This is a genomic window from Pseudoduganella rhizocola, assembly GCF_045984285.3.
In the GTDB taxonomy this organism is placed as follows: Bacteria; Pseudomonadota; Gammaproteobacteria; order Burkholderiales; family Burkholderiaceae_D; genus Rugamonas.
Genome location: NZ_JBJQIK030000002.1, coordinates 250461 through 272926, shown reverse-complemented (window position 1 = coordinate 272926; position 22466 = coordinate 250461). Strand labels below are relative to the sequence as shown.

The following is a 22466-nucleotide window of genomic DNA, read 5'->3' as shown; positions in this document are numbered from 1 at the left end:
GCTCGCCGCGCGGCCGGCTTCGGATTACAATTCCTGTCGCCTGTCCGCATGGTGCGGACTGCTCGTGAAAGGGATTTCCATGTCCGCAGTTGGCCGCAGCATCAGCATCGCCCTCCTGATCATTTCCGGCAGCGCCTTCGCCGCCACTCCCACCTGGGTCGCACGCAGCGACGCCTACGCGCAACCGGTACTGCAGGATACCGGCCGCTTCGCGCCCGAGCAATCCAGCCAGCTGGGAAACGCCGAATTCGATACGGCTGTCGCCGACTTCAAACCCAGGGACTATGAACGGGAGCTGGCCAGCACGGAACAGCGCCTCGCTTCCCTGCGCCAGCTGCGCGTTAAGGAAAGCGATCCCAAAGTAAGGCAGGACCTGGATATCCTGATCGCTTCGCGCGTGAAGAAGATCGATGCGATGAAGCTGCAGCGGCAATACCTGTTGGAATATACGAATGCCGGGGAGGTGGTGTATGACGGCCTGCGCTCCCTGCTCGATCCGCGCAACAAGCCGGAACGGCAGGCTGCCGCCCTGGTGCGCCTGAAGCGCTACGCGGGCAAGGAAGCGGGCTATACGCCGATTGCGTCGCTGATCCGCGCCCGTACCGAAGAACGCTTCGCCAGCAAGGGCCTGATCGGCCCGTACATCGGCGAGGTGGAGGAAGGTCTGAACAACAACCCTACCTATATGGAAGGGATTGCGGACCTGTTCCGCAAGGCGAAGCTGAGCGGCTGGGAAGCGGACCTCGCCGCGCTGACTGCGCAGGTCAAGGCTTTTGATGAATGGACCCGCAGCGCCATCATCCCGCGCGCGCGCAAGGAAGTGCGGCTGCCGCTGCCGGTCTATGTGAACCGCCTGGCCAACGTGGGCGTCGATATTTCGCCGGAACAGATGATCGAACGCGCGGGCTTCGACTTCCAGGAAGTACGCGACCAGATGCAGGTAATCGCCAACGCCATCGCGGCGGAGCGCAAGCTGCCCTCCTCTGACTACCGCGACGTGATCCGGGAACTGAAGAAGAACCAGATCGCGCCGGACCAGCTGCTGCCCTACTACCGCGAGCGCCTCAAGGATATCGAAGGCATGATACGCAGGAACGAGCTGGTGACGCTGCCCACGCGCGAAGCGAATATCCGCACCGCTACCGGCGCCGAAGCAGCGCGTTCCCCGGCGCCCTTCATGACGCCGCCGCGCCTGATCGGCAATACCGGCGAATACGGCGAATTCGTGATTCCGCTGTCGAACCCGAATGCCAAATCCGCGGAACGCATGAACGATTTCGATTTCGCGGCGATGGCGTGGACGCTGACGGCGCACGAAGCGCGCCCCGGCCACGAGCTGCAGTTTGCCTCGATTGTGGAACAGGGCATGTCCATCGCCCGCGCCAACTTCGCCTTCAACAGTGCGAACGTGGAAGGCTGGGGCCTGTATTCGGAAGCGCTGATCCTGCCTTATATGCCGCCGGAAGGCCAGCTGGTGTCGCTGCAGGCGCGCCTGCTGCGCATGGCGCGCGCCCTGCTCGACCCGCAGATCAACCTGGGCCGCATGACGCCGGAAGAAGCCAAGAAATTCCTGATGCGGGAAGTGGTGCTGTCCGAACCTTTCGCGCAATCGGAAGTGGACCGCTACTCCTTCCGCAGCCCGGGGCAGGCAACCTCCTACTACTATGGCTACGTAAAGCTGCGCGCCCTGAAAACGCAGGCCGAGATCGCGCTGGGCCAGCGCTTCAAGCTGCGCGCCTTCAATGACTTCATCATCTCGCAGGGCATCCTGCCGCCGGACCTGATGCGCCAGGCGGTGGCGGAAGACTTCATTCCGAAGCAGTAAGGCTTAGCGGCGCAGTTCCCCGGTCTCCGTCAGCGACAGCATGCGCTCGACATAACGCGCGATCAGGTCGATTTCCAGATTGACCTTCGCGCCTGCCTTCAGGTGTTTCAGCGTGGTGACCTGGATGGTGTGTGGAATGAGGTTGATGGAGAACTGGCATACCAGGTCTTCGCCGCTGCCGATATCGTGCACGCGGTTGACGGTGAGCGACACGCCGTTCACCACGATGGAGCCTTTGAAAGCGAGGTATTTCGCGATATTGCGCGGCGCTTCCACCACCAGTTCCCACGACTCGCCCACCGGCTCGAACTTGCGCACGGTGCCCAGGCCGTCGACATGGCCGGACACCAGGTGGCCGCCGAGGCGTTCGGCCAGCGTCAGCGCCTTTTCGAGGTTCACTTCGCCGGGCGCATCCAGGCCCACGGTGCAGTTCAGGCTTTCACGCGACACGTCCACGGTGAAGCTGCCGTCTGTTTTTTCGACCACGGTCATGCAGGCGCCGTTGATGGCGATGGAGTCGCCCAGGGCCACATCGGCCAGCGGCAGCGCACCGGCGCTGATATCGAGGCGTACGCCTGCTTCATGGCCGCCCGGCAGCGGCGATACCGATTTGATTTCGCCGACGGCGGCGACAATTCCAGTAAACATAGCGAGCAATCTTATTGAGGGTTGAAACGGGCAAGGACGCGCAAATCGTCGCCCACTTGCCGGATATCGTGGAATTTTAGCTGTTTCCGGCCATTGAGGTCGGCGAGCGGCGGCAGCGCAAACATGCCCTGCGCGTCGCCCAGCAGCATGGGCGCCAGGTAGACCAGCAGTTCGTCCACGCAGTTCTCGCGGATCATGGAGCCATTCAGCTTGGTGCCTGCTTCCACGTGCAGCTCGTTGATCTGGCGGCGGCCCAGTTCGCGCATCAGCTCCGGCAGGTCCACCTTGCCGTGCGCGTTGGGCAGCGTGATGATCTCGGCGCCGCGGTCGCGCAGCGCGGCTTCCTTTTCGTGATCGGTGCTGGCAGCCACGATCCAGGTGTCCCCGCCATCCAGGATGCGCGCCTGCGGGTCGATATCGAGGCGGCTGTCGATGACGATGCGGCGCGGCTGGCGCGGCGTGGCCACTTCGCGCACGTTAAGCTGCGGATCGTCCGCCTTGACGGTGCCGATGCCGGTGAGGATGGCGCAGGCGCGGGCGCGCCAGTGATGGCCGTCGGCGCGTGCCGCGGGTCCGGTGATCCACTGGCTCATGCCGTTGTGCAGCGCGGTCATGCCGTCCAGGCTCGCCGCCGTCTTCATGCGCACCCAGGGCAGCTGGCGGCGCATGCGGCTGAAGAAGCCGATGTTCAACTCATAGGCTTCCTCGGCCAGCAGGCCGGTGTGGGTGGCGATGCCTGCTGCCTGCAGCCGGGCCATGCCCTGCCCGGCCACCAGCGGATTGGGGTCTTCCATCGCGGCCACCACACGCCCGAGGCCTGCGGCCACCAGCGCTTCCGAACATGGCGGCGTGCGGCCGTAGTGGTTACAGGGTTCCAGCGTGACGTAGGCGGTGGCGCCGCGCACGTCGTGGCCGCGGCGCTGGGCGTCCTTCAGGGCCTGGATTTCAGCGTGGTCCTGGCCTGCGGGCTGGGTCACGCCCTCGCCGATCACCAGGCCGTCCTTCACGATCACGCAGCCGATGTGCGGATTGGGCGAGGTGGTGTAGAGGCCCTTCTCCGCCCATTGCAGGGCGAGGCGCATGCCTTCCAGGTCGTTCGCGATGTTCATTGTGTCTGCCGTTCCTAGCTGCTGGCCGGGGTGCAGCCAGTTGCTTCGTGGGCAGGGTCGCACAGCCTGACCCGGCCCAGCATATTGATCTTGATATTGCGCTGCTGCACGCCCGCCTGCAGCGACACGGTGCCGAAATGGGCGCCGAGGCCGGTAGCGGCCTTGCAGCTTCGTCCGGCACTATTGTAGGCGATATACAGCGGGGCGGTGTTGGCGCTGAAGCGGGACCAGATGCGCAGCGCGGCGGCAGGCGGGCCATGACGCAGCAGCACGGTCTCGCCGTTCCCCGGACGGCGATTGCCGTCGCGGTCAATGAAGGCCTGCCAGCCCTGGTTCCAGTCCGTGCCGTCCCCGGCCGGCGTCAGCAGCACGACGGCGCCGCGCGCGATGGCTTCATTGCGGGTGAAATGCAGCGCCGCGACCAGTTCATTTGCCGTGCTGCGCAGCTGGTAGCCTTCGACCGCCTCGCGCATCGAGGCCGAGCCGAGGCCAAGCAGCAGCGAGGCGATCACCAGCGCCATCAGCAGCTCGATCAGCGTGAAGCCCGGTGTGCGCACACCGGGCCGGCGCCGGCGGCTTACTGCCAGCAGCGCTGGGCGGGGCCGAGCGCCTGCCGGTCGCCGGTACTGGTGAGCGTGAGCTGGCCGCATTCGGGATCCTTGAACTGCGGATCGACGCGGTGGGTGCCGGGCTTGGCCAGGAGCTGGATGCAGGCACTGATCTGCTCGCCATCACAGGCCTTGCCCTCGATCTCGTAGGCGCTGGCGGCCGGATCCTTGCCCGACCACCAGCGGAACTGCTGCGCATCGGCGTCCGTGCTGTCGGCCGAGAAAGCGATGAAGGTATTGTGGCGGGACGCATAGCGTTCCTGCTGCTGCATCAAGGAAAGCAGCACGGCCTGGGCTTCGGCCCGGCGCAGGCGCACCACCTGCTCGCGGTAGCTGGGCAAGGCAACCGTGCTCAGCACAGCAGTAATGCCCAGCACGACCATCAGTTCGATGGCGCTGACGCTGCCGCCCTGTTGGCGCCGCATCATGGCGCCCCCGCCGCGCGGTGCAGCTCGCGCCAGTTGGCGATTTCGCGCCAGCTCAGGCGCCCCGCCGGCAAATGCGCCGTGAGCGCTTCCCCCTGCTGCGGCAGCGTTTGCTCCGCGCCGAACTGCACCACGGTGATCGTCTTTGTCACCGTCGCGCGTCCGCTGGCCTCGCGGCGCACTGTGCGCGCGGCAGGCAGCAGCAGGGGCGGCGTGTCGATGAAATCCGCGACCTGCCGGCCGGTGCGCGCCGCCGGGTCGGATGGAAGGCCTGCCAGCACGTCCAGCTGGTAACTGCGGCTAAGGCTGGAATCGCATGGTCCCGTACCGGGGATGGTGGTGACGAACAGCAGCTTGCCGTCGCGCAGGACCGCGCTGCCCAGGCTTCGCTCACCGGCATCGCGGAAATCCAGGAACCAGCCTTTTGCCCCGTTCGGGCCGATGCCCTGCGGGCGGCCAAGCACCGTGAAGTCCGGCCCGCCGTCAGCGCCGTCCAGATGCCTGGGCAGCAGGTCGGCACGGCTCAGCGGCGCAGCGGGAGCCGGCTGGCCTGGGTCATCGTAGATGGCATAGAAACTCTGGCTGCCGGACTGGATGCGGTCGGCGCGGCTCAGCAGCAGGCCAGTGCCGAACAGGACCAGGTAGCCGCCATTGGGCGCGAAGGCCACGCGCGGCGTCTGCAGGATGGGCTGCACCAGGCCATCCGGTCCGCGCGCCGTGAACAGGGCCCGCGCGGCCTGCTTCCACGGCGCCTTGCCCGTAAAATCGAAGCGCCAGAGATTGCCGCGCAGGTCGCCCGCGTAGGCGTGCAGCACACGCTGCCCGTCGCCCACCAGGGCCGGGCTGCCGAGGGCGTTCGGAACGCCCGCCGGCGACAGAGCGAGGCGGTGATAGTTTATGTCCAGCTGCCAGGCTTCGGCGGGCGGTTTGTCCAGCGCCAGCAGGAACAGCGCACCCTCGCCTTCCGCGTTCAGGCCGTTGCCCGTGACGGCGTAGTGGCGGTATCGGGCTGGCGCGGTTTGCAGGCGTGCGACCTGCGGCCGCACCGTGAGATTGCCGATCGCGGGATCATCGCGCTCCGTAAACTCCCACAGCACGCCGCGGCCGCTGCTGAAACGTTCCGGATCGGTGACGTCCAGCGCAAACAGGCCCGGCGCGCCGCCGCCCATGGCGGCCAGCAGCACGCTGCGCCATTGTCCGCCGATATGGGCATCCCCGGCAAACAGCGGACCGTCGACATAGGCGCGCGGCGGCATGCCGGCTGTGGTGAGCAGGTTCAGGAATGGGAACAAGGCATCCGGCACATAGGCCAGCAGCTCCTTGCCGGTATTGAAATCGAAAGCGTGCAGCATGCCATCGTTGGCGCCCAGGTAGACGGCGGGCTTGCGCTGCAGCGTTCCCGCGCGGTAGGCGGCGTAGCCATCGATATCGGGCCGCTCCGGTGCGGCGGCCAGATAGACCGGATTGCCGTGGACTGAGGCGCCGAGCACGCTGCTGCGTACCCGAAACGGATGGCCTTCGCGGCTGCGCTCGCCGCGCAGCCAGGCGAGCCGCGCTTCGCCCAGGCCGTCCGCCTGCTGCTGTGATGGCGGATGCCGGTCGAGCGCGGCGCGCTGCGCATCGCTCAGCGCGTTCCACTGGAAGCTGATCGTGCTGCCCGCACTGCCGAGCGTATAGATATTGCGTGCTGCAGGCGGCATGGCACCAAGCTCGGTCGCGGCATTCCAGCGTGCGGGGCTGAGGCTGAATCCTGCCGCCGCCCCGTTCCACAGTGCTGAGCGGGTTAGCGTACCGCTCCCCTCATCCAGCTTGTACTCTGTCCGCAAAAGCTCCGCCGGCGGCTCGCCGCTGTCCGCGCCGGGCGTCGGAACCGCCAATGCCGGGCCGCGCATGAGCGCGCCGGACAAGCCGCAGCCCAGCGCCGCCTGCCCCGTATCGATGGTGACGCCGGTCTGTGCCAGTGCCTGTGCTGCCTGCAGGCAAACGGTACAGGCCATGATGTGCCAGATCCCTTTCATAGCAGCCTCACTCGTCCGTTTTACGATATGCCGTCTGCAGCACCACTTCCGTGCCTTCCCGTGCGCCGAAGCCGACGACGGTCACGCGGTAGTAGTACCCGGCTTCCTCATCGGCCGCGGCGCCCGGCTGCCGATAGCGCAGGCGCTCCACGATGTAGCGCGGGCGGCGCAGCGGCAGCGCCCCCTGTCCGGTTTCCATCGCGGCGCCAGTGAACTGGCCGTGCGCTGCGCTCGCCGCACCATCCGCAATATCGACCCGCTGCCATGCCGGCGCCATGCCATCGGGTGAGGCGCACAGGCCGGCCAGGTCGGCGCTGCCGCAATCGGGAGCAAAGGCATCCGGCGCCGTGCCGGCAAAGGCAGCCTGCCGCGCAGCGGGGCCGGCCTTGCCTTCGATATCGCGCTCGGCATCCATCACCGCCTCCTCCGCTGCCTGAAACGCCAGGTGCCGGTCCCGGTCGGCCCGCGCCGCGCGTTCGCCTACCAGCGCCATATTGGCGGCGGTGGCGCCCAGTATCAGCACACCGAGCAGGAGCAGCAAAGTCAGCAATAAAGTAATGCCGTGCTGCCTGGTCCACACCGGCCGCATGGCTCACCTCTGCACATTGCGCACGGCATAACTGGCCTCGAACAGGCGCCGCGCACGCTGCCGTAGTTCATCAGGCCATTTCGCCTCTTCGATCACGGTGCCCGCATCGCCGGGCGCGTCGTACGCCGGGCCGAACAGGCGATACACCGCATCGCCCGGCCACTGGCGCGAATTGCGTTCGCCATGCAGCAGCAGCGACACGCGCAGGCCGGCCACGCGTTTCCAGTGCGTTCTGCGCCGCAGGTCGGCCGCCTGCTCGGAGGGCGTGCTGCCTTCCAGCACCAGCGCGTCGTCAAGGGCGCGGATTGCGCTCGCGTTCAGGTAGCGGTTGGGCGTGCCGTCGGCGGGGATATCGGTGTCGAGGCCGTAGAGCACCTGGAAGCTGTCCACGCCGCGCACAATGGCGTCGGCGCTCCAGCTGCCGTCGCCCCGGTATTTGCAGCGCAGCTCGGCCTCGCCGTCCTCGCTGATGCCGACATAGAAAATGCTCCATGCGGGCGAGCCGCTGTACGCCTCGGCGAAGCCGGCACAATTCAGGGCCGAGCCGTCACCGTTGCCGCCACCGGAGCCGCTGAAGCGCAGCGCCAGCACGTCGCTGCCGTTGATGGCGCCGCCCTGCGGTGCGCCAAGGCCCGGACTGCTGCGGCTGATACTGGCCGCATCGAAGCCGCTCACCATGGCTTCCCCCGTATCATCCGGCGCCGTCCCTTCGGCCAGGTTCACGAAGCTGCCCTGGCGCAGTGCCTGCCCGATCAGCTCCAGCGCGAAGCGCCCGTTATCATTCAGCCGCGCGTGCGCCGCATGGTGCTGGAAATTGCCGCCCGCGCCCACCAGCATGGCGCTGGCCGTCAGCGTGACAAGCAGCCCCAGCACCAGTGCCACCATCACCTCACTGATGCCGAAGCCGCGCTGGCGCCGGGCAGTCACGGCAAGCTCCCCAGCGCCAGCGCAAGGACCGGCAATTCAGTACCCGCCTCTTCTGCCCGCGCGCCGTCCGGACGGCGCGCCTGCCAGCCGACCTTGACGACGATGGGCGCCCCGGCCTGCCCGCTGCAGGCCCAGCGCAGGCGCCCGCCCTGCCAGCTGGCACTGTCGCGGCAGACGCGCACGCGCCCGCCGGGCAGCTGGGTGGCGGCCAGGCGTTTGATATCGTAGAGATCGGCAGCGGCCAAGGCGGCCGGGTCGCAGTCCTGCGCGAAGCAGTTCTCGGAAGGCATGCCGGGTACCGGCGTGGCCAGCGCGTCGTAATCAAGCTCAAGATAGCTTGCCAGCTGCCGGGGATTGGCGCGCAGGCGCTCGATGGCAGCGGCCGCCAGTTGCACGGCATTCGACAACAGCGCCGACTCATGCCGCGCTCGCATCGCATGCAAATGCATGGCAACGCCGCCCACCATGCCGAGCGCCAGCATCAGCACGGCGACCAGCACCTCCAGCAAGGTAAAGCCCGCCTGCATTGCACGCATATCGCCCTCCCGCTAAAACTCTGCAGTGAACCTTATCGTGCTGTTGTGTTACGCGCTTGAGCTAAATCAAACGTGCGCAGCCCGATCTATGGCTGAGCTCGTGCTGACATGAGTGCCTGACCCCATGGTGTCAGCTGACACCATGGTGTCAGGCACTCATGTCAGGTTTATTCGCTGCGGGGTTTGCTGGCGCGGCCGGCTTCTTCGATGGCGTCCTGGAATTCGGCCAGGTCCTCGAAGTTCTTGTAGACGGAGGCGAAACGGATGTAGGCCACCTTGTCGAGGCGTTTGAGTTCCTGCATCACCAGCTCGCCGATGTAGCCGGTGTCGACTTCGCGCTTGCCGCTGGTGAGCAGCTTTTCTTCGATCGACTGGATCGCCAGGTCGACCGAGGCCGCCGCCACGGGGCGCTTGCGCAGCGCCAGCGTGAGGCTGTCACGCAGCTTGGCTGCGGAGTATTCGGCACGGCTTCCGTTCTTCTTCACCACATACGGCATCGAGAGCTCGATGCGCTCGTACGTGGTGAAGCGCTTGTCGCACTGGCCACAGCGCCGGCGGCGGCGAATCGCGTCCCCTTCCTCCGACACGCGGGTGTCGAGGACGTGAATTTCGTCATGCTGGCAGAACGGACATTTCATCGGCGATCAGCTCGCGTACACAGGGTATTTGTCGGCCAGCACCTTCACCGCCGCCTTCACGCGCTCGATGGTGGCAGCGTCGTTCGGGTTGTCCAGCACGTCGGCGATCAGGTTGCCCACTTCTTCCGCTTCCGCTTCCTTGAAACCGCGCGTGGTCATGGCCGGCGAGCCGAGGCGGATGCCGGAGGTCACGAACGGCTTCTGCGGGTCATTCGGAATGCCGTTCTTGTTGCAGGTGATGTGGGCCGAACCCAGGATGGCTTCCGCTTCCTTGCCGGTCAGGTTCTTGGCGCGCAGGTCGACGAGGAACACGTGCGACTCGGTGCCGCCCGACACAATGCGCAGGCCGCGCTTGATCAGGGTCTTGGCCAGCACGTCGGCGTTCTTCACCACTTGCTGCTGGTAGGTCTTGAATTCCGGCGACAGCGCTTCCTTGAAGGCCACGGCCTTGCCGGCGATCACGTGCATCAGCGGGCCGCCCTGGATGCCGGGGAAGATCGCGGAGTTGATGATCTTTTCGTGTTCGGCCTTCATCAGGATGATGCCGCCGCGCGGGCCGCGCAGCGATTTGTGCGTGGTCGAGGTCACGAAGTCGGCGTGCGGCACCGGGTTCGGGTACAGGCCGGCGGCGATCAGGCCGGCATAGTGGGCCATGTCCACCATGAAGTAGGCGCCGACCGCTTTCGCTACCTTGGCGAAGCGTTCGAAGTCGATCTTCTTGGAGAAGGCGGACGCGCCGGCGATGATCAGCTTCGGCTTGTGCTCGTGCGCCAGCTTTTCCATGGCGTCGTAGTCGATGTCTTCTTCCGCGGTCAGGCCGTAGGACACCACGTTGAACCACTTGCCCGACATGTTCAGCGCCATGCCGTGGGTCAGGTGGCCGCCTTCGGCCAGCGACATGCCCATGATGGTGTCGCCCGGCTTCAGCACGGCGAAGAACACGCCCTGGTTGGCCTGGGAGCCGGAGTTCGGCTGCACGTTCGCGGCTTCCGCGCCGAACAGCTGCTTCACGCGGTCGATCGCCAGCTGTTCCACCACGTCCACGTATTCGCAGCCGCCGTAGTAGCGCTTGCCCGGATAGCCTTCGGCGTATTTGTTGGTCAGCTGGGAGCCCTGGGCCTGCATCACGGCCGGCGAGGTGTAGTTCTCGGAGGCGATCAGCTCGATGTGGTCGTGCTGGCGCTTGTTTTCGTTCTGGATGGCGCCGAACAGTTCCGGGTCGATGCTGGCGAGGGTGTGATCTTTTGCAAACATGAATAACTCCAATGAGTAGGACTGGCAGTTTGGATCGAATGAGGGAAGCCGGTAGTCGCAAAGGCAGCCTCTTCGCACGATTCCATCGGTGGCTGCCCAGGCGAACGGCTATGGTGACTTCTCACGTTCCCCGGTGGATACCCACCTTTCGCGGCCTTGCCGCTTTTCGCCAGTTACGTGAGACATAAATGGAGCCCAGATTGTATGTGAAGTGTCATCGCAGAGCAAGAATGCATGGCCAGGATCCCATATTTCCAATTAGAAATTTGTGATAGATTCCACATGGCAATATTGCCATACTTGCAATATGCAAGCCGCAATTTTTTCAGAGGAAATCTTCATGCAAACAATGCGCAGCACACTCCACCATGCAGCGGTGATCCTGGCTGCCTGTGGCGGATTCTGGACCGGACAGGCCTACGCACAAGCTGAAGTGCCGACCCAATGGTATGCCTATGGATCTCCATCGCCGGCGGCACCTCGGCCTTCTCTCAGCGGCGATGGCCGCTATGTAGCGTTCAAGTACGTTCCCTCCGGCAGCAGCACCCTGTCGCCCGGGAATATCCTGGTTTACGATGCCGTCACCGGCGGCACGGAACAGGCCGACGTGAGTCCGGCCGGGGCCCCCTCTTCTCCGAACAGCGAGATGCCCGTCATTAGCGGAAACGGCCGCTTTGTCATCTTCATTTCGCGCGCCGCCGATCTCGGCGTGCCCGCATCGAATGGCAGCCTGTTCATCCGCGACCGGCAGCTGGGCACCACCGAACTGGTCGCTACCAACAACATCAACCGCCTGCGCAATAATTTTTATGCGGGCATCAACTCCGACGGCCGCTATGTGGTCTACCGGATCGAGGGCGGCAACACGGGCAATCCAGCCCAGCTTTATATATGGGACCGCATCACGAAAGTCACGGAAGCGCTGCCGATACCCGATGTGGAGTCCGTGGGCATTGCGGAACGCATCAATATCAGCAGCGATGGCCGCTATATCTCCTATGCCGGGCGCTCGCTGGCCAACGTCGTCAACCTCTATGTCTATGATCGCAGTACCGGAACGCGCGAGATCGTCAACGTGAATACGGCTGGCGAGGCGGCGCTGCCCGCCGGCAGCAGCCGCAATCCGACGATGAGCGACGACGGCAAGGTGGTGGCATTTCAATCGACAGCAATCAACCTCAGTACGCCCAATGAAACGAAAACGAATAACGATATCTTCGTGCGCGACCGCGCTGCCGGCACGACTGAGCGCATCAGCTTCACCACTGCTTCCTTGCTGTCGATCGAGCCATCGATCAGTGCCGACGGCCGCTATGTGATCTACCAGGGCTATGCGGCATCGGGCGGCCCGAAAGCCGTGTGGCTCTATGACAGGCTGGCGAAGGCCTCGCGCGGCGGCCTGCAAGCCTATCTGGCACAGGGCAAGTTTGTGGAGAACCCGGTAATCAGCGCCGATGGCCGCTATGTCGCCCTGTACGCAACCACCAATGGCAGCACGCCGCTTACGCGCCAGCTTGCCATCCTCGACTTCGGCCCGCCGCACGCGGTCCAGGCCAATCCGACCAGCCTGCAGCTGATCGAAGGCGGCGTTGCCGGCACTTACGGCCTCACCCTGAACCGCGCACCGTCCACTGACGTCACAGTGAGCGCGGCCGGGGACGCCCAGATCACCTGGTCGCCCGCCCAAATTACCTTCACTGCCGCGAACTGGGACCTGCCGCAGCAAGTCACCGTCCACGCAATTGCGGACAACGCCGCGGAACCGCCACAAACCAGCGCCATCCTGCATACCGTCAGCACGGCCGATGTGTTCTTCAAGGTGGCGAAGACCAGCGTCGTCCATGTCGTAAGCAGCGATCCGGTGCCCCCGGTGGTGATTGCACCAGGCACGCCGGGCCAGCCGCTGCAAAGCGCCGACGTCACGCTGAACGGCAGTGCCGCCCCCGGCGCCACCGTACTGCTGACACTGACGGAAAGCGCCAGCGGCAACGTGCAGGCAGTCAGCGTGGCGGCCAACGGCGAAGGCCAGTGGCTCTACACCTTCCTAGGCCTTGCTAACGGCGGCTACACCGTGAGCGCGGAAGCCGACGGCATCCAGGGCAACACCGTGGCCTTCTCTGTCTACGTGCAGCGCGACCAGCAGTAAAGCGCAGCCGGGGCGGCGGGCACGCAAGCTTGCCGCTTCGGCTACAATCTGGTCAGTTCACTTTACCAACGAGGACCCGACCATGATCGTTTTCATCACCGGCGCCACCGCCGGTTTCGGCGCGGCGATGGCGCGCGTGTTTGCCCGTAATGGCCACAAGGTGCTGATCGCCGGGCGGCGCGAGGAGCGGCTGCAGGCGCTGGCGGCGGAACTGGGCGCAAACGTGCGCCCGATCGCGCTGGATGTGTCGGACAAGGCCGCCATCCACGCCGCCGTAGCAGCCCTGCCGCCCGAATGGTCCGAGATCGACGTGCTGATCAACAATGCCGGCCTGGCGCTGGGCCTGAAAGGCGCCCACGAAGCCTCGCTGGAGGACTGGGAAACCATGATCGCCACCAATTGCACCGGCCTGGTGACAATGACCCGCGCCATCCTGCCCGGCATGGTGGCGCGCGGCCGCGGCTGCGTCATCAACCTGGGCTCGGTGGCCGGCCACTACCCCTACCCCGGCGGCAATGTGTACGGCGCCACCAAAGCGTTCGTCGAACAGTTCACGCTGAACCTGCGCGCCGACCTGGTCGGCACCGGGGTGCGCGCCACCAACCTGGCGCCCGGCCTGTGCGGCGGCACCGAGTTCTCCAATGTGCGCTTCAAGGGCGACGATGCGGCGGCGGCCAAGGTCTACGAGGGCACCACCCCGCTGACGGCCGAGGACATTGCCGACACCGCCTACTGGATCGCCACCCTGCCGCCCCATATCAACGTTAACCTGATCGAACTGATGCCGACCTGCCAGGGCTTTTCTCCCTTTAACATCAAGCGTTCCCTTGCCTGATAACAAACGTAAGCGAATGTTACAGGGGTTGGCCTTAAGCGTTTGATCAGATTTACTGATCGGCTATCTTGATTAACACCAAAGATTAGGCAACATTTATCGTGAAATGGCGTAAAATGTTGCCTAACAACACTTGTTAGCATCAAACAATGGCTTCGGAGTTCACCTGGGAGGTTCGTGTTTATTACGAGGACACGGACGCCGGCGGCATCGTTTATTACGCAAATTATCTGAAGTTCTTCGAACGCGCGCGGACCGAATGGCTGCGCGCAATTGGCGTTGGCCAGCAGGTGTTGCTGGCCGAGCATGATGCGATGTTTGTCGTCAAGAGCGTGAGCGCCGACTATCATGCGCCAGCGAAGCTGGACGATGTATTAAAATTAACACTGAGAATCGAGAAGCTGGGCCGCGCCTCCGTCGTCTTTGTGCAGGAGGCCTGGTGCGGCACAAGCCTGCTGAACGTGGCCCGCGTCAAGGTCGGCTGCGTCGATTCCGCGCTGCGTCCGCGCGCCGTACCGGACGCCGTAGCGGCCCAGATGAAGGGCGCGCTGCTGTGAGACCGGTTTCAATCATCCATAACGAGAACCAATGAACGACGTCACCCAGGATCTTTCCTTCCTTGCCCTTATCTCGAATGCGCACCTGATCGTGCAGCTGATCATGGCGCTGCTGCTGGGTGTATCCCTGGTCAGCTGGACCTATATCTTCAAGAAGATGTTCGACGTGCGCGCCGCGCGCAAGCAGACCATCGAGTTCGAAAAGACCTTCTGGGCGGGCGGCAACCTGCATGCCCTGCACCAGAGCGCCAGCAGCAACCGCGCCCACAGCGGCGCGCTGGCCCGCATTTTCGAAGCCGGCATGGGCGAATTCATCAAGGGTAAGCAGGCCGCTGCGGCGGCCCGCGATGCGCTGGACATGGGCGCCGTGCTGGACGGCGCGCGCCGCGCCATGCGCGCCGCCTTCCAGCGCGAAATGGATGCGCTGGAAGCCCACCTGGCCTTCCTGGCCTCGGTCGGTTCCGTGTCGCCGTATATCGGCCTGCTGGGCACCGTGTGGGGCATCATGAACGCCTTCCGCGGCCTGGCCAATGTGCAGCAGGCCACGCTGTCGGCCGTGGCGCCTGGCATTGCGGAAGCGCTGATCGCCACCGCCATCGGCCTGTTCGCGGCGATTCCGGCGGTGGTGGCCTACAACCGCTTCTCGCATGATATCGACCGCCTGGCCATCCGCTTCGAGAGCTTCGTGGAAGAGTTCTCCAACATCCTGCAGCGGCAGTCGCGCTAAGAGGCAGCCATGGCATCCTCCTTCCACAGCAGCATGCGCGGCGGCCGCGGCCGCAAGCTGAAGTCCGAGATCAACGTCGTGCCCTATATCGACGTGATGCTCTGCCTGCTGATCATTTTCATGGTGATGCCGAGCTCGAACAACCCTAGCTCGGTCGACCTGCCGCATGCGGAAAAGGCGGTGCGCCCGCCCGATGCCTATATCCAGATTACCCTGAAGCCGAACGGCGCGCTGTCGATCGGCGTGGCGGGCAAGGCGGCCGACGCGCCGGAAACGGCGCCGAACCGCGACGCGCTGGTCAAGAAGCTGGCGGCCCTGCATGAGGAGCATCCCGAATATCCGGTGCTGATCGCAGGCGACAAGGAAAGCAAGTACGACGACGTGATCCAGCTGATCTCGGAAGCGAAGAAGATGGGGATCAGCCGGGTCGGCCTGGCAACGAAGTAACGATGACGATGGCAATGGCAGGTGGTCCCTACAAGGTGCCCAAGCGGCACGATGGCTGGCGCTCGGTAGCGCTAGCTATCGGCATGCACGCGCTGCTGTTTGTGTTCCTCTGGGGCGGCATTCGCTGGCAGAATACGCAGCCAACGGCCGTGGAAGCGGAAGTATGGGACCTGAGCACGCAGCAGGCGGCCCCGCCGCCCCCGCCGCAGCCGGAACCCGAGCAGCAGCCGGAGCCTGAGCCGGCCCCGCCGCCGCCCACGCCGGTGGCGCCGCCGGAGAAGGTGGCGCCGCAGCCCGATCCGGAGATCGCGCTGCGCAAGGAACGCGAGAAGAAGAAGGAACAGGAACGCCAGGCCGCTGAAGAGAAGCGCAAGCAGGCCGAGGAAGACCGCAAGCTGCTGGAAAAGGCGGAGAAGGAAGCGGAGAAGAAGCGCCAGGAAGAACTGGCCGAGAAAAAGAAGCTGGAAGACGCAAAGAAGAAAAAGGAACTGGCCGAGAAGAAGCTGGCTGAAGCCAAGGCCGAGAAGCAGCGCCTGGATAACCTGCGCCGCATGACGGCAGGCCTGGGCAGCGGCGCCACCGGCACGGCGGAGAAATCCACCGCGCCGCGCCTGGACAGCGGCTACGTGGCAGCGATTACGGCCAAGATCAAGAGCAATATTGCGTACACGGGCGGCGATGTGCCGGGCAACCCGCGCGCCGAGTTCAAGATCAGCCAATTGCCAACTGGGGAAATTATTTCGGTCCGAAAGATCAAGAGTAGCGGGATCCCGGCCTACGATACGGCGGTAGAGAATGCGATCATGAAATCGTCGCCGCTGCCGAAGAAAAAGGACGGCACTGTGGAACGGGACATCAACGCTGGATTCAACCTTAAAGACTTGCCCTGACTATGACTAAATTCAAATTCGTCTCCCTGAGCTTCAGCCTGCTGCTCGCCGCCGGCGCGGCGCAGGCCCAGCTGCGCGTGGAAATTTCCGGCGTCGGCAGCAACCAGATTCCGGTGGCCGTGGCCGCCTTCGCGGACGAAGGCCAGTCGCCCACCGCCATCTCGGCCGTGGTCAAGGCCGACCTGGAGCGCAGCGGCGCCTTCAAGGTGATCGATGCCGGCACGATCAACGACCCGAACAATGTGGACTACGGCGCCTGGAAGCAGCGCGGGGCGGACGCCCTCGTGGTGGGCACGGTGCAGAAGCTGGCCAACGGCAGCTTCGACGTGCGCTACAAGCTGCACTCCACCATCCAGTCCTCGAAGCTGAGCCAGCTGGACCAGTCGGCCCCGCCGCAGTACACCCGCCTGGCCGCGCACAAGATCGCCGACGACGTCTATGAAAAGCTGACCGGCGTGCCCGGCATCTTCGCCACCCGCATCGCCTATGTGAAGCAGGAAGGCAAGTCCTACCGCCTCTACGTGGCCGACTCGGACGGCGACAGCGAACAGCTGGCCCTGAGCTCGAACGAACCGATCTTCTCCCCTTCCTGGTCGCCGGACGGCACCAAGGTGGCCTATGTGTCGCTGGAGCAGAAGAAGCCGGTGGTCTATGTGCAGAACCTGGTGACGCGCCAGCGCACCGTGATCGCCAACGAAAAAGGCAATAACTCGGCCCCTGCCTGGTCGCCGGACGGCAGCAAGGTCGCGGTGTCGCTGTCCAAGAGCGGCAATACCCAGATCTGGGTGGCCGGCGCCGGCGGCGGCAGCCTGCGCCGCCTGACCAATTCGAACCCGCCGGTCATCGACACCGAACCGCAGTTCTCGGCCGACGGCCAGTCTATCTATTTCACCAGCGACCGCAGCGGCGGTCCGCAGATCTACCGGATGAACGCCAACGGCGGCGACGTGCAGCGCGTCACCTTCTCCGGTACCTACAATATCAGCCCGCGCATTTCCTCCGATGGAAAATCGCTGGCTTATATATCGCGGCGCAACGGCAACTTCCAGCTCTATGTAATGGATCTGGCAAGCGGCCAGGAGCAACGTCTGTCCGACACCACCAATGACCAGGCGCCGAGTTTCGCGCCGAACGGCAAGTACATCCTGTACGCGACCGATTCGGGCGGACGCAAGGCGCTGGCCATGGTATCGGTCGACGGCCGAGTTAAGCAGCGCTTGACCACTCAAGCGGGCAATATCAAGGAGCCCACCTGGGGTCCTTTCATGAAGTAAGCAGTAAATTCCTTAACGACCAGGAGAAACAAAAATGCGTAACGTAAAAAGCATCGCCTTCCTCATTTCCAGCGCAGCCCTGCTGTCCGCTTGCTCGACCCCAGTGAAACTGTCCGAACCAGCACCAGTGGTGGAAGCCGCTCCAGCTGCCCAGCCAGCCGCTGACACCCGCGCTGTGGCCCCAGTGGAAACCGCATCGATCGACCCGCTGAACGATCCGAAAGGCGTGCTGGCGAACCGCTCGGTGTACTTCGACTTCGACAGCTATGTGGTGCGTGAAGACGGCAAGCCAGTGGTGCAGAACCACTCCGCTTACCTGACCAAGAACACCGGCCGCAACATCCTGATCCAGGGTAACACCGACGAACGCGGCGGCGCCGAGTACAACCTGGCCCTGGGCCAGAAGCGTGCTGAAGCTGTGCGCAAGGCCATGACCGCGCTGGGCGTGGCGGAAGGCCAGATCGAAGCCGTGTCGCTGGGCAAAGAGAAGCCAAAAGCCGAAGGCCACAACGAAGAAGCATGGGCACAGAACCGCCGTGCCGACATCGTTTACAAGTAATCGCTGAACGATCCTGCTTCTGCCAGGCATAACGGGGCGGCGCGCGGTATATACTGCGCCCTGCCCCGTTTCCATTTTGTTTGAGAAAGCGTCTGAACCATGATCAAATTCTCCAAGACCGTGCTGGCTGTGGCCCTGGCCGGTTTCTCCCTGCATGCCGCCGCCGGCGTATTCGACGACGATGAAGCGCGCCGCGCGATCCTGGACCTGCGCACCAAGGTGGAGGCCCTGCAGCGCGACCTGAACGCACGCCTCGACACCAAGACCGACAAGAGCGCCACGCTGGACCTGCTGGCCCAGCACGAGCAGACCATGCAGGAAATCGCGCAGCTGCGCGGCCAGATCGAACTGCTGGCCAACGAAATTTCCATCGCCCAGAAGCGCCAGAAGGACTTCTACGCCGACCTGGACGCGCGCCTGAAGAAAATCGAACCGAAGGAAGTGACGATCGACGGCAAGACCGCCGCCGTCGACCAGGCCGAGCTGAATGCCTACGACGCCGCCACGCAAATGCTGAAGGACGGCGACTACAAGGGCGCCGGCGCGGCGCTGCAGAACTTCGTGCAGCGCTATCCGGGCTCCAGCTACGCCGCCAACGCCCAGTACTACCTCGGCACCGCCCTGTACGCCCAGCGCGACTGCAAGGGCGCGATCCTGGCGCAGCAGCAGCTGGTCAAGCAATACCCGGACAGCCCGCGCGCGCCGGAGGCCCTGCTGAACATCGCCAGCTGCCAGACCGAGCTGAAAGCCGTCAACAACGCGAAGAAAACGCTGCAGGAACTGGTCAAGAACTACCCCGACAGCGACGCCGCCGCCACCGCCCGCGAACGCCTGCGCGGCAAGTAAGCCACCCACCTGACACCATGGGGTCAGGCACCATGGTGTCAGTGCCAATTACATGCTTGAGGGCATTTGACAGTCTTTGTTGGGCCGACTATAATCTCGCTTCTTTCGGGGGTCGTTAGCTCAGCTGGTAGAGCAGCGGACTTTTAATCCGTTGGTCGCAGGTTCGAATCCCGCACGGCCTACCATTCGAAAGAACTAAGGTTTTACACCTTTGGGTCGTTAGCTCAGCTGGTAGAGCAGCGGACTTTTAATCCGTTGGTCGCAGGTTCGAATCCCGCACGGCCTACCAAGATTCATCAGAAAAGCCCACGAATTCCGGTTCGTGGGCTTTTTTGTTTCCGGTCCGGCTGCCAAGCAAAAAACTCAGCGGGCAGGTGGCGCTTGAACAGTGATATCGGTTTCGCGCATCACCTGCGCTCCCTTGCCGCATTGGTGGTTCCAGCGGCTTGCCGCCGTCTGGCTGGCGAATGCCACATCCCACGCTTCGTGGCGCACGGCAGGGTGAGGTGGATGCCGAATTCCCCACCTGTTGCCGCCATGAAGCGCTGGATGAGCTCCCGGTTTGCGACGCCGACGACCATGAGGGAAAGGCACGGTCTCCATCAGCCCGCAATGCTGTCCAGCCTTGCCATCGCTTCCTCCGTCAGTTCGACCTCAGCCGCCTTCAGGTTCTCGTGCAGGTGCGCCAGCGACGAGGTACCAGGAATCAGAAGGATATTCGGTGCGCGGCGCAGCAGCCAGGCCAGCGCCACCTGGTTCGGCGTTGCGCCGGCGCCGGCCGCCACCTCGGACAGCACGGATGACTGCAGCGGCGAAAAACCGCCCAAAGGGAAGAACGGCACGAAGGCGATGCCGTCCTGGGCCAGTTTGTCGATCAGGGCATCGTCCTGCCGGTGCGCGAGGTTGTACTGGTTCTGCACACAAACGATCTCGCAGATCCTGCGCCCCTCCTCCACCTGCGCCGCCGTTACGTTGCTCAGGCCGATATGCCTGACCAGTCCTTTCTGCTGCAGCTCCGCCACCTTGGTCAGTTGCGCTTCGATCGAGCCCTCCGCCGGTCCCATGACGTCGAACATCACGCGCAGGTTCACCACTTCCAGCACATCAAGGCCGAGGTTGCGCAGGTTGTCGTGCACCGCCTGCTCCAGTTCATCCGGGCTGAAGGCCGGCAGCCAGGAGGCGTCCGCGCCGCGCCGCGCTCCGATCTTGGTGACGATCACCAGATCGCCGGGATAGGGGCGCAGCGCCTCGCGGATCAGCTGGTTGGTGATGTGCGGACCGTAGAAGTCGCTGGTGTCGATATGGTTCACACCGGCGTCCACTGCCGCGCGCAGCACGGCCAGCGCGCCGTCACGGTCGGCCGGCGGGCCGTAGATGTGCGGGCCGCTCAAGCGCATGGCGCCGTAGCCGATGCGCCGCACGGTGCGCTGGCCAAGCTGGAAGGTTGGGTTTGGCTGTTTCATTTCAGGCTCCTCAGTAAGAATGGAACCAGTGTAGTTGCCCGCCTCCCGTTCGATAAGCCAGTATAATCAGTACAACCTGTACGAAATCCCGCACAATGAAAGTTGATCTCGCCGACCTGAACGCCTTCATTGCGGTGGCCAATGCCCATGGCTTCCGTGAAGGCGCGCGCGCCAGCGGCATGAGCGCTTCCGGCCTGAGCGAGGCGGTGCGGCGGGTCGAAACGCAACTTGGCGTGCGCCTGCTGCACCGGACGACGCGCAGTGTAGTGCCGACCGAAGCGGGCCAGCGCCTGCTGGACAGGCTCGGCCCGGCGCTGCAGGAAGTGGCGGCGGCGGTCGATACGCTGAATGATTACCGGGGCCGGCCGGCGGGCACGCTGCGCCTCAACGTCCCGATCAGCGGCGCACGCCTGGTACTGCCCGCCATCGTGCCGCGCTTCCTTGCCGCCTACCCGGACATCCGCCTTGATATCACGGCTGAAGACACCTTCGTTGACCTGGTCGCCGCCGGCTGCGATGCCGGCATTCGCTACGACGAAAGGCTGGAGCAGGACATGATCGCGGTGCCGATCGGCCCGCGCGTCCAGCGTTTCGCGGCAGCGGCTGCCCCCTCCTACCTCGACCGGCGCGGACGCCCGGCGCACCCCGGCGAACTGCTGCAGCATGACTGCCTGCGCCTGCGCTTTGCCGGACGGGCCCCCTTCGCGTGGGAGTTCGCGCGCGCGGGCGAAACGCTGAAGGTGGATGTGGATGGTCCGCTCATGGTGCAGGGAGGCGCGGTGTCCGACCTGCTGATCGAAGCGGCCATTGCCGGCAGCGGCATCATCTACTTTTTCGAAGACTGGCTGCGCCCGCACCTCGACAGCGGTGCGCTGGCGCCGATCCTCGAACCCTGGTGGCTTTCGTTTTCCGGCCCCTTCCTGTATTACCCGGGACGCAGGCTGGTGCCGCCGCCGCTGCGCGCCTTCCTCGACTTCATCAGGTCAGATGCGGCGAGCGGCGCTTCCACAACGCGGTAGAACAGCGCGCCGCCCGTGACGCTGGCGCCCCACGCCAGCAGCATGCCCAGGGCTTGCCATTCGGGTGCCGGCGGCGCAAACCGCGTGAAGGCGGCATTGACCACGAGGCATACGGGAAAGTGGACGAGGAACACCGAGTAAGAGCTGCGTGCCAGCGCATTCACAGCAGGCCAGGCGGCACTGGCGGCATGCGTCCGCACCCGGCCCCACAGCAGCAGCAGGCAGGCGGTAAGCAGCGCCAGCGCGATGCGGCTGCGGAATTCGACCAGCAGCGCCAGCAGCGCAGACAGCACGATCAGCGCCGCCAGCAACAGCGCTGCACGTGCCGGCCGGCGCGCATCGCCGGCCCACCAGGCCAGCATGCCCAGGCCGTAGCTGCCGAAGAAATACAGCCCCCAGTTGTCCCAGTCCGGATCCAGGTTGAAGTGCAGCAGCGACAGGATAACGCCGGCCGCCGCGATCAGCGGCAGCAGCAGCGCGCGCGGCCGCATGGCAAGGCCGGCGCCCCAGGCCATCAGCACGGCCATCGCATACAGCTGGAAGTCGATCGCCACATACCAGGCCCCCGCCGACAGCGCCGGATAGCCGAGCACATCATGCAGCAGCAAGGCATGCGCGGCGAGCTGGCCCACGGTGGCGGGCGCGGAAATGGACTCGTGCGTCATCCACTGCGCGGCCAGGGCGCCCGCAGCAGCCGCCAGCAAGGTCGCGGCGAAGAAAGGCGGCGCAAGCTTCAGATAGCGCTGCCACAGGGCGCCCAGCGGATCGGCCAGCCCCGCATGCCCGGCCGGCGCCAGCGATTTCGCCGCGAGGAAGCCGCCGATCACGAGGAACACCTGCACGGCAATGCGCGCGTCGGACGCGAGCCATCCCACCAGGTCCGGGAACAGTTCTCCGGCGCGGTCGGCCATGGGCCCGTAAAACGCAAGATGGTGCAGCACGATCAGCTGCGCGGCACCGGCCTTCAATACATTGATCAAACCAAACTGCGGCGGCGCCACAGCGGCCGCCCCTCCTGCCACACCCTTCATCGACTTCCCTTGCCGCGCGTTCTACCAAATCAAACCGGCTGGCGCATTGCAGATGGCCGTGCCGGGCGGGCGCAATGATAGCCGAGCTTGGCAAA

Annotated in this window: 23 protein-coding genes, 2 tRNA genes and 1 riboswitch; of the genes, 13 read left to right on the top strand and 12 right to left on the bottom strand. The window is 64.8% G+C overall.

Annotated features, from left to right (window positions below; genetic code table 11):
- Nucleotides 1-79 precede the first annotated feature (79 nt).
- Nucleotides 80-1825, top strand: coding sequence for a DUF885 domain-containing protein (locus ACJRPG_RS04880; RefSeq protein ID WP_407998919.1), 1746 nt, complete (start codon nt 80-82; stop codon nt 1823-1825).
- Between the two features lie 3 nt (nt 1826-1828).
- Here ACJRPG_RS04880 and ACJRPG_RS04875 read toward each other — a convergent pair whose 3' ends face one another.
- The 10 genes from ACJRPG_RS04875 to glyA all read right to left on the bottom strand — a co-directional run bounded on the left by ACJRPG_RS04875 (nt 1829) and on the right by glyA (nt 10577).
- The gene (locus ACJRPG_RS04875; protein WP_407998918.1) at nt 1829-2473 is read right to left on the bottom strand and encodes a riboflavin synthase; all 645 of its coding nucleotides are present in this window, start codon (nt 2471-2473) and stop codon (nt 1829-1831) included.
- A gap of 11 nt (nt 2474-2484) precedes the next feature.
- A complete protein-coding gene (ribD, locus tag ACJRPG_RS04870; protein WP_407998917.1) occupies nt 2485-3582 on the bottom strand; it encodes a bifunctional diaminohydroxyphosphoribosylaminopyrimidine deaminase/5-amino-6-(5-phosphoribosylamino)uracil reductase RibD in 1098 nt (365 codons plus the stop codon).
- A 14-nt stretch (nt 3583-3596) separates the two neighbouring features.
- Complete coding sequence (locus tag ACJRPG_RS04865) at nt 3597-4139, bottom strand: GspH/FimT family pseudopilin (protein WP_407998916.1); 543 nt, start codon at nt 4137-4139, stop codon at nt 3597-3599.
- Between the two features lie 20 nt (nt 4140-4159).
- The gene (locus ACJRPG_RS04860; protein WP_407998915.1) at nt 4160-4618 is read right to left on the bottom strand and encodes a type IV pilin protein; all 459 of its coding nucleotides are present in this window, start codon (nt 4616-4618) and stop codon (nt 4160-4162) included.
- Nucleotides 4615-6633: a pilus assembly protein gene (locus ACJRPG_RS04855; RefSeq protein WP_407998914.1), complete on the bottom strand. Its 2019-nt coding sequence runs from the start codon at nt 6631-6633 to the stop codon at nt 4615-4617. Before ACJRPG_RS04855 ends, ACJRPG_RS04860 begins: the two co-directional genes overlap by 4 nt.
- Before the next feature lie 7 nt (nt 6634-6640).
- A complete protein-coding gene (locus ACJRPG_RS04850) occupies nt 6641-7222 on the bottom strand; it encodes a pilus assembly PilX family protein (protein WP_407998913.1) in 582 nt (193 codons plus the stop codon).
- A gap of 3 nt (nt 7223-7225) precedes the next feature.
- Nucleotides 7226-8149, bottom strand: a complete 924-nt coding sequence (locus ACJRPG_RS04845; RefSeq protein WP_407998912.1) for a PilW family protein — start codon at nt 8147-8149, stop codon at nt 7226-7228.
- Nucleotides 8146-8685 carry a type IV pilus modification protein PilV gene (pilV, locus tag ACJRPG_RS04840; RefSeq protein WP_407998911.1) on the bottom strand — a complete coding sequence of 180 codons (540 nt, stop codon included), beginning with the start codon at nt 8683-8685 and terminating at the stop codon, nt 8146-8148. Before pilV ends, ACJRPG_RS04845 begins: the two co-directional genes overlap by 4 nt.
- Before the next feature lie 167 nt (nt 8686-8852).
- Complete coding sequence (gene nrdR, locus ACJRPG_RS04835) at nt 8853-9323, bottom strand: transcriptional regulator NrdR (protein WP_407998910.1); 471 nt, start codon at nt 9321-9323, stop codon at nt 8853-8855.
- A gap of 6 nt (nt 9324-9329) precedes the next feature.
- On the bottom strand, nt 9330-10577 hold the full coding sequence (glyA, locus tag ACJRPG_RS04830) for a serine hydroxymethyltransferase (protein ID WP_407998909.1): 1248 nt from the start codon (nt 10575-10577) through the stop codon (nt 9330-9332).
- Between the two features lie 87 nt (nt 10578-10664).
- Nucleotides 10665-10764, bottom strand: a riboswitch (ZMP/ZTP riboswitch).
- A gap of 153 nt (nt 10765-10917) precedes the next feature.
- On the opposite strand from glyA, the gene ACJRPG_RS04825 reads away from it, so the two are divergent.
- The 11 genes from ACJRPG_RS04825 (at nt 10918) to ACJRPG_RS04775 (ending at nt 19147) form a co-directional block, all read left to right on the top strand.
- Nucleotides 10918-12723 (top strand): hypothetical protein, encoded by a 1806-nt coding sequence (locus tag ACJRPG_RS04825; protein ID WP_407998908.1) that lies wholly within the window; start codon nt 10918-10920, stop codon nt 12721-12723.
- 82 nt (nt 12724-12805) lie between these two features.
- Nucleotides 12806-13558 (top strand): SDR family oxidoreductase, encoded by a 753-nt coding sequence (locus ACJRPG_RS04820; protein WP_407998907.1) that lies wholly within the window; start codon nt 12806-12808, stop codon nt 13556-13558.
- Between the two features lie 149 nt (nt 13559-13707).
- Nucleotides 13708-14115, top strand: coding sequence for a tol-pal system-associated acyl-CoA thioesterase (gene ybgC / locus ACJRPG_RS04815; protein ID WP_407998906.1), 408 nt, complete (start codon nt 13708-13710; stop codon nt 14113-14115).
- 31 nt (nt 14116-14146) lie between these two features.
- Nucleotides 14147-14842, top strand: coding sequence for a protein TolQ (tolQ, locus tag ACJRPG_RS04810; protein ID WP_407998905.1), 696 nt, complete (start codon nt 14147-14149; stop codon nt 14840-14842).
- A gap of 9 nt (nt 14843-14851) precedes the next feature.
- A complete protein-coding gene (locus ACJRPG_RS04805; protein ID WP_407998904.1) occupies nt 14852-15289 on the top strand; it encodes an ExbD/TolR family protein in 438 nt (145 codons plus the stop codon).
- 2 nt (nt 15290-15291) lie between these two features.
- Nucleotides 15292-16179, top strand: a complete 888-nt coding sequence (tolA, locus tag ACJRPG_RS04800) for a cell envelope integrity protein TolA (protein WP_407998903.1) — start codon at nt 15292-15294, stop codon at nt 16177-16179.
- A 2-nt stretch (nt 16180-16181) separates the two neighbouring features.
- Complete coding sequence (gene tolB / locus ACJRPG_RS04795) at nt 16182-17453, top strand: Tol-Pal system beta propeller repeat protein TolB (protein WP_407998902.1); 1272 nt, start codon at nt 16182-16184, stop codon at nt 17451-17453.
- Nucleotides 17454-17487: 34 nt separating this feature from the next.
- Nucleotides 17488-18012 carry a peptidoglycan-associated lipoprotein Pal gene (pal, locus tag ACJRPG_RS04790; RefSeq protein WP_407998901.1) on the top strand — a complete coding sequence of 175 codons (525 nt, stop codon included), beginning with the start codon at nt 17488-17490 and terminating at the stop codon, nt 18010-18012.
- Between the two features lie 99 nt (nt 18013-18111).
- On the top strand, nt 18112-18858 hold the full coding sequence (ybgF, locus tag ACJRPG_RS04785; RefSeq protein WP_407998900.1) for a tol-pal system protein YbgF: 747 nt from the start codon (nt 18112-18114) through the stop codon (nt 18856-18858).
- Nucleotides 18859-18967: 109 nt separating this feature from the next.
- Nucleotides 18968-19043: transfer RNA gene (locus ACJRPG_RS04780), tRNA-Lys, on the top strand.
- A gap of 28 nt (nt 19044-19071) precedes the next feature.
- Nucleotides 19072-19147, top strand: a tRNA-Lys gene (locus ACJRPG_RS04775).
- A 313-nt stretch (nt 19148-19460) separates the two neighbouring features.
- On the opposite strand, the gene ACJRPG_RS04770 is transcribed toward ACJRPG_RS04775, so the two are convergent.
- The gene (locus ACJRPG_RS04770; RefSeq protein WP_407998899.1) at nt 19461-20321 is read right to left on the bottom strand and encodes an aldo/keto reductase family oxidoreductase; all 861 of its coding nucleotides are present in this window, start codon (nt 20319-20321) and stop codon (nt 19461-19463) included.
- A 95-nt stretch (nt 20322-20416) separates the two neighbouring features.
- On the opposite strand from ACJRPG_RS04770, the gene ACJRPG_RS04765 reads away from it, so the two are divergent.
- The gene (locus ACJRPG_RS04765) at nt 20417-21340 is read left to right on the top strand and encodes a LysR family transcriptional regulator (protein WP_407998898.1); all 924 of its coding nucleotides are present in this window, start codon (nt 20417-20419) and stop codon (nt 21338-21340) included.
- On the opposite strand, the gene ACJRPG_RS04760 is transcribed toward ACJRPG_RS04765, so the two are convergent.
- Nucleotides 21247-22371, bottom strand: a complete 1125-nt coding sequence (locus tag ACJRPG_RS04760; RefSeq protein ID WP_407998897.1) for an acyltransferase family protein — start codon at nt 22369-22371, stop codon at nt 21247-21249. The genes ACJRPG_RS04765 and ACJRPG_RS04760 overlap by 94 nt on opposite strands.
- Nucleotides 22372-22466 lie beyond the last annotated feature (95 nt).

Excerpts from the sequence above, each read along its gene's own strand:
- ACJRPG_RS04880 (WP_407998919.1), top strand. The coding sequence starts at position 80 with ATGTCCGCAGTTGGCCGCAGCATCAGCATCGCCCTCCTGATCATTTCC.
- ACJRPG_RS04875 (WP_407998918.1), bottom strand. The coding sequence starts at position 2,473 with ATGTTTACTGGAATTGTCGCCGCCGTCGGCGAAATCAAATCGGTATCG.
- ribD (WP_407998917.1), bottom strand. The coding sequence starts at position 3,582 with ATGAACATCGCGAACGACCTGGAAGGCATGCGCCTCGCCCTGCAATGG.
- ACJRPG_RS04860 (WP_407998915.1), bottom strand. The coding sequence starts at position 4,618 with ATGATGCGGCGCCAACAGGGCGGCAGCGTCAGCGCCATCGAACTGATG.
- ACJRPG_RS04855 (WP_407998914.1), bottom strand. The coding sequence starts at position 6,633 with ATGAAAGGGATCTGGCACATCATGGCCTGTACCGTTTGCCTGCAGGCA.
- ACJRPG_RS04850 (WP_407998913.1), bottom strand. The coding sequence starts at position 7,222 with ATGCGGCCGGTGTGGACCAGGCAGCACGGCATTACTTTATTGCTGACT.
- pilV (WP_407998911.1), bottom strand. The coding sequence starts at position 8,685 with ATGCGTGCAATGCAGGCGGGCTTTACCTTGCTGGAGGTGCTGGTCGCC.
- nrdR (WP_407998910.1), bottom strand. The coding sequence starts at position 9,323 with ATGAAATGTCCGTTCTGCCAGCATGACGAAATTCACGTCCTCGACACC.
- glyA (WP_407998909.1), bottom strand. The coding sequence starts at position 10,577 with ATGTTTGCAAAAGATCACACCCTCGCCAGCATCGACCCGGAACTGTTC.
- ACJRPG_RS04825 (WP_407998908.1), top strand. The coding sequence starts at position 10,918 with ATGCAAACAATGCGCAGCACACTCCACCATGCAGCGGTGATCCTGGCT.
- ACJRPG_RS04820 (WP_407998907.1), top strand. The coding sequence starts at position 12,806 with ATGATCGTTTTCATCACCGGCGCCACCGCCGGTTTCGGCGCGGCGATG.
- ybgC (WP_407998906.1), top strand. The coding sequence starts at position 13,708 with ATGGCTTCGGAGTTCACCTGGGAGGTTCGTGTTTATTACGAGGACACG.
- tolQ (WP_407998905.1), top strand. The coding sequence starts at position 14,147 with ATGAACGACGTCACCCAGGATCTTTCCTTCCTTGCCCTTATCTCGAAT.
- ACJRPG_RS04805 (WP_407998904.1), top strand. The coding sequence starts at position 14,852 with ATGGCATCCTCCTTCCACAGCAGCATGCGCGGCGGCCGCGGCCGCAAG.
- tolA (WP_407998903.1), top strand. The coding sequence starts at position 15,292 with ATGACGATGGCAATGGCAGGTGGTCCCTACAAGGTGCCCAAGCGGCAC.
- tolB (WP_407998902.1), top strand. The coding sequence starts at position 16,182 with ATGACTAAATTCAAATTCGTCTCCCTGAGCTTCAGCCTGCTGCTCGCC.
- pal (WP_407998901.1), top strand. The coding sequence starts at position 17,488 with ATGCGTAACGTAAAAAGCATCGCCTTCCTCATTTCCAGCGCAGCCCTG.
- ybgF (WP_407998900.1), top strand. The coding sequence starts at position 18,112 with ATGATCAAATTCTCCAAGACCGTGCTGGCTGTGGCCCTGGCCGGTTTC.
- ACJRPG_RS04770 (WP_407998899.1), bottom strand. The coding sequence starts at position 20,321 with ATGAAACAGCCAAACCCAACCTTCCAGCTTGGCCAGCGCACCGTGCGG.
- ACJRPG_RS04765 (WP_407998898.1), top strand. The coding sequence starts at position 20,417 with ATGAAAGTTGATCTCGCCGACCTGAACGCCTTCATTGCGGTGGCCAAT.
- ACJRPG_RS04760 (WP_407998897.1), bottom strand. The coding sequence starts at position 22,371 with ATGAAGGGTGTGGCAGGAGGGGCGGCCGCTGTGGCGCCGCCGCAGTTT.